General features: G+C 47.6%; 11 protein-coding genes. 10 read left to right on the top strand and 1 reads right to left on the bottom strand.

From position 1 onward, the window contains the following. Positions 1–126: 126 nt before the first annotated feature. The 10 genes from C7R92_RS22980 (at position 127) to C7R92_RS22935 (ending at position 10,503) form a co-directional block, all read left to right on the top strand. On the top strand, positions 127–1,767 hold the full coding sequence (locus tag C7R92_RS22980) for an ABC transporter substrate-binding protein (RefSeq protein ID WP_106835764.1): 1,641 nt from the start codon (positions 127–129) through the stop codon (positions 1,765–1,767). Positions 1,768–1,806: 39 nt separating this feature from the next. Continuing rightward, positions 1,807–3,273 carry a serine hydrolase domain-containing protein gene (locus C7R92_RS22975; protein ID WP_106835763.1) on the top strand — a complete coding sequence of 489 codons (1,467 nt, stop codon included), beginning with the start codon at positions 1,807–1,809 and terminating at the stop codon, positions 3,271–3,273. Then, positions 3,270–4,400 carry a mandelate racemase/muconate lactonizing enzyme family protein gene (locus C7R92_RS22970; RefSeq protein ID WP_106835762.1) on the top strand — a complete coding sequence of 377 codons (1,131 nt, stop codon included), beginning with the start codon at positions 3,270–3,272 and terminating at the stop codon, positions 4,398–4,400. Before C7R92_RS22975 ends, C7R92_RS22970 begins: the two co-directional genes overlap by 4 nt. Before the next feature lie 12 nt (positions 4,401–4,412). Next, entirely contained in the window at positions 4,413–4,877 is a 465-nt protein-coding gene (locus tag C7R92_RS22965) for a GNAT family N-acetyltransferase (RefSeq protein ID WP_106835761.1), read from the top strand. A gap of 17 nt (positions 4,878–4,894) precedes the next feature. Next, the gene (locus C7R92_RS22960; protein WP_106835760.1) at positions 4,895–5,983 is read left to right on the top strand and encodes a C45 family autoproteolytic acyltransferase/hydrolase; all 1,089 of its coding nucleotides are present in this window, start codon (positions 4,895–4,897) and stop codon (positions 5,981–5,983) included. 215 nt (positions 5,984–6,198) lie between these two features. Next, positions 6,199–6,558 carry a GIY-YIG nuclease family protein gene (locus C7R92_RS22955; protein ID WP_017251772.1) on the top strand — a complete coding sequence of 120 codons (360 nt, stop codon included), beginning with the start codon at positions 6,199–6,201 and terminating at the stop codon, positions 6,556–6,558. A 23-nt stretch (positions 6,559–6,581) separates the two neighbouring features. Then, the gene (locus tag C7R92_RS22950; protein ID WP_106835759.1) at positions 6,582–7,061 is read left to right on the top strand and encodes a DUF6530 family protein; all 480 of its coding nucleotides are present in this window, start codon (positions 6,582–6,584) and stop codon (positions 7,059–7,061) included. Position 7,062: 1 nt separating this feature from the next. Then, positions 7,063–8,271, top strand: coding sequence for an MFS transporter (locus C7R92_RS22945; RefSeq protein ID WP_106835758.1), 1,209 nt, complete (start codon positions 7,063–7,065; stop codon positions 8,269–8,271). Positions 8,272–8,287: 16 nt separating this feature from the next. Further along, positions 8,288–9,409: an AAA family ATPase gene (locus C7R92_RS22940; RefSeq protein WP_106835757.1), complete on the top strand. Its 1,122-nt coding sequence runs from the start codon at positions 8,288–8,290 to the stop codon at positions 9,407–9,409. A 74-nt stretch (positions 9,410–9,483) separates the two neighbouring features. Beyond that, a complete protein-coding gene (locus C7R92_RS22935) occupies positions 9,484–10,503 on the top strand; it encodes a vWA domain-containing protein (RefSeq protein WP_106835756.1) in 1,020 nt (339 codons plus the stop codon). A 57-nt stretch (positions 10,504–10,560) separates the two neighbouring features. On the opposite strand, the gene C7R92_RS22930 is transcribed toward C7R92_RS22935, so the two are convergent. After that, complete coding sequence (locus tag C7R92_RS22930; RefSeq protein ID WP_106835755.1) at positions 10,561–12,192, bottom strand: peptide ABC transporter substrate-binding protein; 1,632 nt, start codon at positions 12,190–12,192, stop codon at positions 10,561–10,563. Between the last annotated feature and the right edge of the window lie 265 nt (positions 12,193–12,457).

The raw sequence follows: 12,457 nt of genomic DNA, 5'->3' as shown, positions 1-12,457 counted from the left end.
CCATTTTACGATGGAAATCCGGGACCCCCACATCTCTCATCTAAGAAACAATCCGATCTATTTAGCGACTATATACCGACAAAAGCGTGCTTCGAATGGAAATGACTCGAAAAAGGAGGTCGTGACATGTTATCAGAACGGTCAAAAGGCCAAATACGCAGCGTTTTACTCATATGTATACTCGTTTTTTCCATAGTTGGCTGCAGCTCTGCTCCCACTCCAGCTACAGACCAGAAGCAAGCAAGCCAACCAGCAAAAAGCTCCCAGCCCAAAAAGGGAGGGACGATCACCATGGGCTACCAGATGGAGCCAGATACGCTGGACCCGCAAAAGACGTCGTTGTCAGCGGGAAATTTTGTTGGGGGCCTGTTGGGGGGAGCCTTGCTGATCCTCGATCCCTTTACGTTTGAGTTGAAGCCGCATCTGGCTGAATCGTACACGATCTCGGACAACGGCAAGACCATGACGTTCAAGATACGTCCTGGCGTGAAGTTCCATGATGGAACACCGCTCACCGCGGAAGTTTTTAAGCAAAGCTATGAACGCGCACTCGAACCGAAAACAGCCTCACCGGTTACCGGACCGGACGTATCTTCGATCAAATCCATTTCAGCTCCTGATGATTCCACATTGATCTTTCATTTGGATGAGCCCTCCGCTTCGTTACTTTCTAACTTATCATATAGCGGCTACCAGCAACCCATTTCCATAGAGGCACGAAACAAATACGGAAATGAGCTGGGGCGCAATCCTGTCGGGGTAGGTCCGTGGAAATTCGAGAGCTGGAAAACAGGCGAATCGATCACACTGGTACGAAACGACGATTATAAGTGGGCAGCTCCTTTTGCTGAAAATCAAGGACCTGTAAGACCTGACAAGTTCGTTCTGAAATTTATTCAAGACGATCAGACTATGATGGCTGCTCTCGACAGTGGGACGATTGATATTGCCACTGTGTCCCCGAAAGACGCGAAGAAATACAAGGATCACAAAGATTTTACGGTGTTGGAAGGAATGCAGCCTGTAGAGTTCTTCATTGGGATGAATCTGGAAAATGAAATCCTGCAGGATGTCCGCGTGAGAAAGGCACTGAACCTGGCGATCAACAAAGACGCATTGATCATAGCGGATTTGCAAGGAGAGGGGGTGCCTGTCTACGGACCGATCCCGCCTACGATGATCGGATACGATGCGGCAGTAGAGCAGTACGGCTACAAGTACAATGCTGATCAAGCCAGACAACTGCTGGAAGAGGCAGGATGGAAGCCAAACGCGCAAGGGATAAGGGAAAAGGATGGGAAGACGCTCAGCCTGACGATGCTCATCGAAGATACAAATCCCGGACATCAGCTGGTGCAAAGCATGTTCAAAGAGATTGGTGTCGAATTGCATATCCAAAAGTATGAATCAGCGACAGCTCTTGAACAGGCACTGAAGGGCGAGTTCGATTTGTTCTCAACGGATCATGGTAGCGTCGATCCAGATATTTTGCACTTGTTACTGCATTCGAGTCAGATCGGGGGCTTGAATTTCTTTCGCCTCAGTGATAAACAGCTCGATAGCCTGCTAGATAAAGGACGAACGACAACAGATCAAGTACTGCGACAGCAGGTTTTTGCAGACATTCAAAAAAGAGTCGTGGAACAGGCCTATTGGATTCCGCTCTATTCCGCAAAAACATTCGTGGTCGTCAGTAACCGGATTCAGGGCGTCAAGCCAAATCCATTAGCAACCTTGATTATTCAGGACATGTGGGTGAACGAGTAGGGCATGGCATGACAACAACATTCGAAAGAGGTGGAAGAAATGAGACAGCAAGGCTGGTTAGTAGAATGGGAAGAGCTGGTTGCAAAAGAAATGAAGGCAGGGAGAGTTCCGGGTTTCGTCATGGGTGTGAATCTGGATGGGCAGAGCCTGTTTCGCAAAAGCCTTGGCTACCGGGATCGAGAAAAGGAACTCGAAATCACTCCTGATACCGTGATGGGATTGGCCTCCGTTACGAAGTCCTTTACATGTATGGCGATCATGCAGCTACAGGAAGCGAAAAAGCTCTCTGTTCATGATCCGGTGATCAAATACCTCCCTGAGTTTCGTACCCCGGATCGTCAAAAAACGGAGCAGATGACGATCCACCATTTTATGACCCACACGACGGGCATACCGCCGCTGCCGATTGATAACCTGGCGATTCGCAACTCCATGCTCGATGACATGCCTGACGAGGATAACCCGATGCATCGGTACTTAAAAAAGGAGTACCAGAAACCGATCTATACGTTCGAGGAGCTGATGGAAGCTCTTGCCTTAGCGGAATATGAGCTGGTGGGCTCTCCAGGACAATTGTTCAGCTATTCGAATGATTGCTACTCTCTATTGGGAGCGGTCATAGCCAGAGTGAGTGGGAAGTCGTATGACGTGTATGTCAAAGAGCACATTTTGGAACCAGCAAATATGAAGAGCAGCACCTTCCTTCTGAGCGATCTGCCTCACCTACCGGATGTAACGACCATCTATCATTTTAAAGAGAGCAATGGCGTATCTGAGATTTACCCTGATCCAAACTGGGAGGATGGGCTACTCGTAGCGGCATCGGGGCATTTGAATTCAACAGTACATGACATGTTGAACTACGCTGAAATCTTCCGTACAGGCGGATGCGTGGGCAAGGAAAGGATTTTATCCGAGGAGAGCGTCAAACAAATGACCTATCCGCATGTCCAGAACAGCTACGGAAGGTATTACGGATATGGCTTATCCATTCAACCCGACTACTATGGGGGGACCTTGATCAAGCACGGTGGAGCGATCAAAGGTGTCGCCGCCCATTTAGCGATTGTTCCGGAGCGGGGTATTACATCTATGGCCTTGGCCAATTTGATCGGAAGCCCAGTGGAAAAAGCCACACTGACAGCACTCCATGCGATAGAAGGGCGTTCATTGAATACACCACAGTACCAATTCGAGACATACAGTGTCCCTCTTGCCCAATTAGGAGAGTATGCCGGTCGATACGTTAGTGGGGAAGGAATGGATATCATCATATATGTGGTAGAGGGTGTCCTGATGATGATAGATAAGACGTCGGATGCGTTTGGTGAAAAAAAGCTGAACTATCCATTGCGACCAATTGGAGAGCATCAATTTATCATCGATAGGGAGGGAAGCGAGTTTACAGTTGGCTTTGTGAAAGGCGAAGACGGCTCTGTAAAAGCCATGTCCCTTTTTTATCGAATCATTCCACGAGTAGCAGCTACGGAGGGTAGTCGAGTATGAAAATAACGTCTGTATGGGTTCATGCCATTAAGCTGCCGCTAAAACGCCCATTTATTATCGCGTACGCCTCTTATGAGGATATGCCGTCTATTATTGTAAAAGTGGAGACAGACAATGGCTTGGTCGGACTAGGCGAAGCGGTACCGGATCAAAATGTCACCGGAGAGACGTGGGAGTCTACCTATACGATGCTCGTTCATAACCTGGCGCCTGTTGTGATCGGTGAGAATCCGTTTGATATCGAGAGAATCCATGAGAAGATGAACCAGGCTGTTTGGGGAGTCCCAGCAGCAAAAGCCGCCATTGATATTGCCTGCTATGATTTGATGGGAAAGGCGGCTGGCCAACCTGTTTATCATTTCTTGGGCGGAAAATATCACACGACTCTTTCCTTCCCATATGTGTTAAGTATTTTAGAGCCAGAGGTCATGGCAGCTGAAGCTAGGCAAGCAGTGGCAGCTGGGTATGGCTCGATCAAAATAAAGGTGGGAGCTGATCTTCAGACAGATATCCAGCGAATCCGGGCTGTTCGGCAGGCAGTTGGTCCTAGCGTAGGGTTGCGGGTGGACGCCAACCAAGGTTGGGAGAACCGTGCGAACTCCTTGCTTGTTTTGCAACAGATCGAGGATTGTCACATTGATTGGATGGAGCAGCCTGTCTTGGCTGATGATCTCGATGCTCTCGCGGAAATTCGCAGGCAAACAACGATTCCAATCATGGTAGACGAGGGACTGCACGGGACGAAGGAAATGCGAGAAGTCATCACGAAGAAAGCTGCAGATAAAGTAAACATCAAATTGATGAAAAGTGGAGGGATATATCCTGCTCTTAAATTGGTGAACCAGGCGGAGATGGCCGGGATGGAGTGTCAGATTGGTTCGATGCTGGAGTCTTCGATTGGCAGTGCAGCTGGTGCACATTTGTCGCTTGCGAAAAAGAACATCATTTCTAACGAATTGGCAGGACCAGCGATCATTTCGCGGGACGTAGCCCAGCTTATGGTTCACGGAAGTCAAATTGTCGTGTCAGATCAGCCAGGGTTAGGTGTAGAGCTAGACGAAGCGGTGCTTGCCGACATAACGGAGAGGTCAGAGCAGGTCATCGGAGCGAAGCGGCAACCCGTATAGGGAGAGGACTGAATGCAAAATACGCGCGTAGAAATCGTCGAGGCATTGACAGAAGACCAGCTTCAGATGATCAAGGCAATGGAGCAGGAGGCTTTTGGTATACAGGGAGCGATTGATGAATGGGTGCTCGTACCGCTTGCGCGACATGGCTGCGTCGCTCTTTTCATGGAAGCAGAGGAGGCGCGTCCTGTAGGGGTATGTCAGCTCCTGAGGGATTTTCGTCAGCCGGACAAGTGCTACATGTATGGGTATTACATCCGAGCAGATCGTAAAGGGATGGGGTATGGGTTCTCTTTCTTGAACCGATTGCTAGAGCAGTTGCGTGAGGATGGGTTTCGTCAGATTTGCCTGACCGTAAGCCCTGATAATACTGGAGCAGTCGGACTCTATCAAAAAGCAGGCTTTGCGGTTATCGAGACACGGATTGCGGAATATGGTAGTGGAAACGATCGCTATTATATGGTGAAAACGCTATAGAAGGGGAGTCGCTTACGATGGAACGGTTTCCTGTCTATCGGATCAGGGGGACAGCGCGAGAACGGGGACAACAAATGGGCCAACTCACCAAAGAGCAAATATGGATCAATCTCGAAGCGTACGAAAGAACCTTTCGAGATGGAGCAGGTCTTCACTGGAAGGACGCAACCGAATATGCTACTCAGTTCATCCCCTGGATCGAGAGGTATGACCAGGAGATTATGGAGGAAATCAGAGGAATTAGCGAAGGGGCGGAGCGGGATCTGCTTGATATTGTGACGCTCAATGTTCGTAGTGAAATCATGACCAACTTAGGCGATCCATTTGGAAAAACAGATGGGTGCACGAGTGTGGCGGCTGTCCCTCCTGTGACGAAAAACCAAGAGACCATCATCGGGCAAAACTGGGATTGGATACACCTCATGGAAAAGGGGCTTGTTGTACTGGAGATCGAGCAACAGCCACGTCCGAACATTTTGATGATTACCGAAGCGGGGATCGTAGGTAAGATCGGAATGAACGACAAAGGTATGGGTGTTTGTCTGAATTTTTTGCGAATATCAGAGCGAACCGTCGGGGTTCCTATTCATATCGTATTGCGGGGAATCTTGAATAGTGGGACGCTCTCACAAGCCATCCGGCAAATAACCCGTCTACCACGTGGCACGTCAGCCAATTATTTGCTTGCGCATCGGGAAGGAGAGACGGTGGATGTGGAAGCGACTTCAAGAGCGCACGATGTCCTCTATCCAATGGAAGGGTATATCGCGCATGCCAATCATTTTGTCGGGTCCCGTATAGCTGTAGATGATCAAGCGAAAATGGGGGAAGCCGATACGCATCTGCGAATGGGGCGGGCCGTGAAACTGTTGGCGGCAGCGCAAGGACAGATCGAAGCTGACTATATCAAGGCGATCTTTCGTGACCATATGAGTTTTCCCGAAGCCATATGCCGACATGGAGACGTGGAGTCGACTGGAGCAGAAGAGCTGGTCGGTCGCACGTTATTTTCCATCGTGATGAATCTGACAGAAGGACAGTTTGAATTGTCCAAGGGTCAACCTTGCAATACGCCGTACCATACGTACCGATTTTCATCCAGTTAACAAGCATAAGCGTAGACATTTCTCTCTATTGTTTATTGGAGATTCATTGGCCCTGTACTCGTTGTTACCCGACCCAAATTAGGCACCGGACATGTTCCGGTGCTTTTTTTGTTTACTTGACAATTACAAGACGATAAATCATTATGTTTATTAAATAACAAACAAAAATGAATTTTGTTTATTAATTTGGTCAGTGGAAAAGTGGGGGAGAAACCATGAATCGAGAAGAACTGAAACAACTGTATAAAGAATCGAAAACGCAGGCAGGGGTGTATCAGATCAAAAACACCCAAAACCAAAAAATCTGGATCAGTGCCACCCGCAACCTCAAGACGATGAACGGAAAGCTGTTCAGTCTCAAAATGGGTTCGCATATAAACAAGCAGCTTCAACAGGAATGGAATGAGTACGGAGAAGAGGCATTCGTCTTTGAAGTGTTGGAGATTTTAAAAAAGAAGGAAGACGGATACTTTGATGAAAAGGATGCCCTGAAGAAACTGGAACAAAAATGGCTCGACCAGCTCCAGCCGTACGGAGAGCGCGGATACAACCAGGAAAAACAGAAAGAGCAATAATCAAACGAAAAGAGGGAAAGAAAATGAAAATACCTACGAACTTGAACCATAAGCCTGTTGTCGTGTCGGATAACTATGAGCGCGTTGATGGCCGATTAGCCAGGAACACAGATGCGAAAGCACTTTCTCTGGGAGTGGCAGAGGGCAACTCCAGAAGAAAGGTCGATATATCTGCCAAGGTATGGAGATACACGGGAGAAGAATGGTCAAAACAATCGGAGGAACTGCCTCTCCATCGTGTTCTTGATATGTCCATACTGATTTGTCGGTCGTTGGCCCATTTTCGCGACGCATACAGATATGAGCATTATTATGACCCGCAGGAGCCCGTCATCGACCGGGTTGCCCTGCAAGGGGATGCAATGACCGTGGCGATATGTACGGACAATGAGAGTCTTCATGAAGACATTAAGCTGTTTAGCCAAGGGCTGAGCAACGATGATGAGATGATCGGCGAACGTCTGCGCACATTATCAAAACTAGTAAAGGATATGGGGTATTGAAATGTTTTCCAATCGTTATGTTCGTACGATTATCCTCTCCCGCGTGCTGTTGCATTTGGGGATCTGGATCCGGAATTATGCCGTTCTTCTTTTCGTTAGCGAATTGACGAATAATAATCCGGTTTATGTATCACTGATTTCGGTTGCGGAATTCGCTCCGATCTTTCTATTTGGCCTTATTGGCGGGACCTTTGCCGACCGATGGCTGCCGAAGCGGACAATGGTTTGGAGCGATCTGCTGTCTGCCGTGTCCGTCGGGGCTGTGCTGCTTGCACTTATGAATGGTGGATGGATGGCACTTCTCATTGGAACATTTATTTCTGCAAGCCTGTCTCAATTTTCCCAACCCTCAGCCATGAAACTGTACAAGAGGCATGTACCAGCTGAACAACTACAAGGCGTGATGGCAATGTCCCAAACGCTGGTCGCTGTCTTTACGGTTTTAGGTCCGGTCATCGGTACGTTTATTTTCATCCAGTTTGGAATTACAGCCTCTCTGATTTTGACTGCTGTTCTGTTCTTAGGGTCTTCCCTTGTATTGGCGACGCTTCCCCGTGACGCGGAGGAAACGAAGTCTGACTATGCGGGCGGTTTCATAAAGGAGCTGAAGGCGGGGCTGCGCTATATTGGGACCAATCAATCCTTACGCACACTCTGTTTGACTTTCTCTGCTGTCGGATTGGCGTCAGGTCTGACACAACCGCTTCAGATTTTTCTTGTCATCGAGAATTTGGGGCAGGACAAACAATTTTTGCAGTGGTTGGTAATGACCAATGGGTTAGCCATGTTGGCAGGAGGAGCAATCATAATCGGGATAGCCAAAAAGGTACGTCCACAGATGCTGCTCATAGTAGGCTTGCTTGTCTCTGCCGTATGTACGATGGTAGTAGGCGCTACCACAACGATTTGGTTGATGATTGTTCTATTAGTGATCAGCGGTTTCTTCTTCCCTTTTATTCAAGGCGGAATCCAGACGCTGATTGTACGTAACACGGAAGGGGCATTTATTGGCCGGGTATCTGGTGCGATCACGCCAGTTTTTATGGGGATGATGGTGATTGGTATGTTTCTATCCGGCTATCTGAAGGAGACGCTCTCGTTGGTTGGGATATATGTGGTGAGCGGTGTGTTGATTATGATCGGTGCGTCTTTGCTGCTTCCTCTTCTTGGTGAGAAAAGGAACAAAGATCAAAGTGGACCAGCATTATGAGGGGAGTAGAAATGTGATGACTGAAAATGAAAAATATGATTTGTCACCCGAAAGACAGCTGACGGATGCAGAAAAAAAGCTTGTTTGGAAAAAGCCTTCCACTCATAAGGTCAGTGAAGAAGAACAGCGCATTCGTAAAGAAATAAAACGCAACTGGAATCGCGGGGAAATGAAAATCGCCAATATATTATTAGAAGGTGATGCCGGTTCTGGTAAAACACAACTAGCCAAAGCATTATCTGCTGATTTCGGGTTGCCGTATACGAAAGTGACTTGTTTTGCTGATATGGATAAATCGGATATTATTGGCGCTATTTTGCCCGTAATTTCTTCTGAACGTTTAGAGAAAATGGAGCCTGCCGAGCAAACAGTATGGAAAGCTTTATATGAAAGCGACGGGTTTCAAAGCATAGCTGAAATTTTGATGGATGCACTGGGGATTACACAGGAACAGGCAGCTTTAAAAATGAAGCAATTACTGAAGCTTGCAGCAGCGGAAAACACCGATGGTGAAGCGATTGAGTATCGATTTTACCCTTCGGAGATCGTCAGAGCCTATCAAAAGGGTTATCTTCTGGAAATCCAAGAACCAAACGTGATTCGTGATGCTGCGGTGTTAATGGCGTTAAACTCTGCCTTGGAGCTGGATGGCAGCATCAATCTTCCCACCGAGATCATACGCAGGCACCCAGACTTCATCGCGGTTATCACAACAAACCGCAGTTATGCGGGAACCAGACCGTTAAACGAAGCGCTGCGCGACAGGGTTCAGCATACGGAAAAGATGGACCTGCCGACCAAAGAAATCATGATCGAACGTGTAATAGCCAAAACTGGTTTTCAAGATGGAAAGATGTTGGGTATTTTAGCGGACATGATTATGGTTTTAGACAGAACAGCGCGGGCCAATGCGATCAAGGGCGTGGCTGGAATGCGTTCCTTTTTCTACTGGGCAGATGCGATTGGCGGAGGAGCTTCCGCAAAAGAATCCCTTTATCATAAGGTCATCTACAAGATCACAACCGATTCGGAAGAAATAAAGCTTTTGGAAGAAGCACTAAAAAGTCAAGGTTTGTTTGCCAGCTTGGAAGAAGCCGAGATTGAGCTAAAAAAAAACGAAAATCTGACGATGCCATAGAGATCAGGACATGGGGAGATATAGACGACACTGATTTTGGCAAAGACAATCATCGAGAGGAAAAGGGAATCGCATTGAAAAAATCTGCCGATAGTGACGAAAGCTCTTCCCGTGGCTCTGATGATTCTACCCATATTGAAAGTTCAGGTTTGGGGGAAGATGGCTCTCCTAACTATCATCAGGCAAATCCTGAATCCATGTCAGAGGAAGCGAAACAAAAGGAACGCGATTTCCGTAAAAAGCTGAATCGGGATGCAAGAGAGGTCATTTCCGATTCGATTCATAAAAAAGTAAAGCTCATTGTTCACCGTCCCGACTACGATGAAGAAAACCAACAAGAATATGTTCGTCTTTGCCAAGGACTCATGCCTATCGTGCAAGAGATTGCCAGAAAGACACTTCCGTACCTGGAGCATGAGATCTCTTCCGACTTTGCGAGGAATCGTTACTATGGCAGCAAATTTCAAGCAGACAGCGTTGCTTACAGGGATTACAAGTATTTTGCCAAGAAACGTCCTCCAACGGAATCCCCTACTCTTGTGGTTGGCCTAAGGGTTGATGAATCTGCATCTATGTCAGCTTACGGGAGATTAGAAGCAGCAAAACGAGCAGTGATCGCCGTATATGAATATTGTCAGCTTTGTCATATCCCCATTTTGATCTACGGCGATACGGCGGATGTTTCCAGATTGGAGCAAATGTCGATCTTTGCCTATGTCGACTTCGATAAAGCGGATGCCAATGATCGCTTCAGGTTAATGAGAATTCATGCGAGAAGTAATAATCGCGATGGAATGGCTCTTAGAATGATGGCGGAACGATTAGCCGCGTCCCCCCAAAAAACAAAACTGTTGATTAGCATAAGTGACGGACAACCGAAAGCAATGGATGACTATACCGGAAGCTACGCTGTTACAGATATGAAACAGACCATACAGGAATATGAACGAAAAGGAGTTACTTTTCTAGCAGCGGCAATCGGTCAAGACAAGGATGTGATAAGTGAAATCTATGGGAATGAAAGATTTTTGGATATTACCAATTTGCATGAGTTCCCTGCAAAGTTAGTTCGGATGATCGCTCGGTATTTATGATGGAAGCGCGGGCATCTCTCTCTATCTATTTCGCATAGAGAGGATGCCCGCGCTTTGTTATTTTTCAATATACGCGTATTTAAAGTAGGAACCGCCGAGAGGGAAGATCACGAAGTCCTTCACCTTGTCGTTTTTTATATAAGCATTGCCGCGGAAGTGCAGCGGTGCCAGCGGCATTTCTTCCATGAGAATTCTTTCAGAGTAAAACAACAGCTGCTTGCGCTTTTGCTCGTCGGTCTCATAGTAGCTTTTATTCAGCAGATCGCGGTACTCCTTGTTGTTGAAGCGAACGACGTTGTTGCCACCCAAGTCCTTGTACATTTCGAGGAAATTGATCGGGTCGTTGAAATCGGCTCCCCATAGCCAGATGCCGAAGTCGTACTTGCCATTTTGGACATCCTCGTTGAACACTTTCCATTCTGAGGTGCGAATGTCAATGTCGACTCCCAGTGTCTTCTTCCACTCGTCCTGGAGTGCTTGAGCCAACTTCTTGTCGGTTTCTCCGGTGTCATAGTAGTACGTGACTTTAGGGAATTGAGACAGCCCGAGCTCTTCCATGCCTTCTGCCAAGAGCTGCTTGGCCTTCGCCACATCCTCCTTAAAGTAGCCGTCCGGATTCAACCCCATGGAGACGGGAACCCAGCCATAAGCGGGCGGAACACCGGTCTGCAGGATGTTATCCACCAATTGCTGTCGGTTGATAGAATACGAAAACGCCTGGCGAATTTTTTTGTTGGTAAAAGGGGGCCTCTCTGTATTGAAGATGACGGCTTTGGTGCCGGGGTTATCTGCGACGAGCAGCTTGCCTTCTTCCTTGATCTGTCCGACCGCATCCGGCGACAAGCCAAAGGAAGGGTAGCCTCCCCAATCCAGGTCGCCATTTTCAAACATGGACAGGGCGGTGTTGTTATCCTCGATGATGACAATTTGGATCTGATCTAGCTTGACGTTGGCGTTGTCCCAATAAGTAGGGCTTTTGCTGAAGGTGAGCTTGGACTTGTGCTCCCACTTATCCATTACAAACGGGCCATTGCCGACAATCGTTTTGGCTTCTGTTGCCCACTGGGGGTTGCTCTCGATGGTCTTTTTATGAAGCGGGTAGTAGGTAGTGAATGAGGTCAATTCCCGGAAGAACGGTGTTGGTGAGCGCAAGGTGAAATCTAGTGTGTAGTCGTCCTTTGCTTTTACCCCGACGTCCTCTTGCTTGCCTTTTCCGGTGTAAAAGTCCTCGCCCCCTTTGATATAGAAGAGCTGATACGCATAGCCGGAAGCGGTTTTGGGGTCGAGATTGCGCTTGATGGCGTACTCAAAATCGTGAGCGGTCACAGGATCACCATTGCTCCATTTGGCGTCCTTTCGAATGGTAAAAGTAAAATGAGTGAAGTCAGGAGTATGCGTGTAGCTCTCCGCGATGGCGTTGATCATCTGGCCTTGACGGTCGACGCTGGTCAGTCCTTCGAAGGTGAGATTGATCATGTCCATTGAGGTTGAATCTGTTGCAATGCCAGCATCCATCGTAGACGGCTCCCCGGTGATGCTCCATTGCAAGACCATTGGCTCTGAGGTAGTAGGCTTTGCTGTCGCTTGCGGTGGAGGGGATTGGATATTGTCGGCGGGTTTCGAGCTACAGCCGACTGAGAGACTAAACAACAAAACAGCAGTAGAAATGCCTAGTAGCCACTTGTTCATACAGTCCTCCCGTTAAATTATTTGAAAAATAAGAAAATTTATAGTTCCTCAAAAGAATAATGCACAGCAATCAGACAGTCATTCAACACAATGTATAAACATTCATCGAAAATCACGGTTACCTGTCGGAATAAATTCATACAATTTGTCCGTTACTTAAATAACTATCGATCTGTAGGAACAACAAAAGCCACCCGCAAAAGGTGGCTTTGTCAGTGCGCCCAGCATGGGCGATAACTCTAGGGTGTAAGTCCCGAACGGGGTT

The organism is Brevibacillus porteri, assembly GCF_003013475.1.
GTDB lineage: Bacteria > Bacillota > Bacilli > Brevibacillales > Brevibacillaceae > Brevibacillus > Brevibacillus porteri.
The sequence above is the reverse complement of the archived record's forward strand: the minus strand, read 5'-3'. Positions and strand labels throughout refer to the sequence as shown.

Excerpts from the sequence above, each read along its gene's own strand:
- C7R92_RS22980 (WP_106835764.1), top strand. The coding sequence starts at position 127 with ATGTTATCAGAACGGTCAAAAGGCCAAATACGCAGCGTTTTACTCATA.
- C7R92_RS22945 (WP_106835758.1), top strand. The coding sequence starts at position 7,063 with ATGTTTTCCAATCGTTATGTTCGTACGATTATCCTCTCCCGCGTGCTG.
- C7R92_RS22960 (WP_106835760.1), top strand. The coding sequence starts at position 4,895 with ATGGAACGGTTTCCTGTCTATCGGATCAGGGGGACAGCGCGAGAACGG.
- C7R92_RS22955 (WP_017251772.1), top strand. The coding sequence starts at position 6,199 with ATGAATCGAGAAGAACTGAAACAACTGTATAAAGAATCGAAAACGCAG.
- C7R92_RS22965 (WP_106835761.1), top strand. The coding sequence starts at position 4,413 with ATGCAAAATACGCGCGTAGAAATCGTCGAGGCATTGACAGAAGACCAG.
- C7R92_RS22930 (WP_106835755.1), bottom strand. The coding sequence starts at position 12,192 with ATGAACAAGTGGCTACTAGGCATTTCTACTGCTGTTTTGTTGTTTAGT.
- C7R92_RS22975 (WP_106835763.1), top strand. The coding sequence starts at position 1,807 with ATGAGACAGCAAGGCTGGTTAGTAGAATGGGAAGAGCTGGTTGCAAAA.
- C7R92_RS22950 (WP_106835759.1), top strand. The coding sequence starts at position 6,582 with ATGAAAATACCTACGAACTTGAACCATAAGCCTGTTGTCGTGTCGGAT.
- C7R92_RS22970 (WP_106835762.1), top strand. The coding sequence starts at position 3,270 with ATGAAAATAACGTCTGTATGGGTTCATGCCATTAAGCTGCCGCTAAAA.
- C7R92_RS22940 (WP_106835757.1), top strand. The coding sequence starts at position 8,288 with ATGACTGAAAATGAAAAATATGATTTGTCACCCGAAAGACAGCTGACG.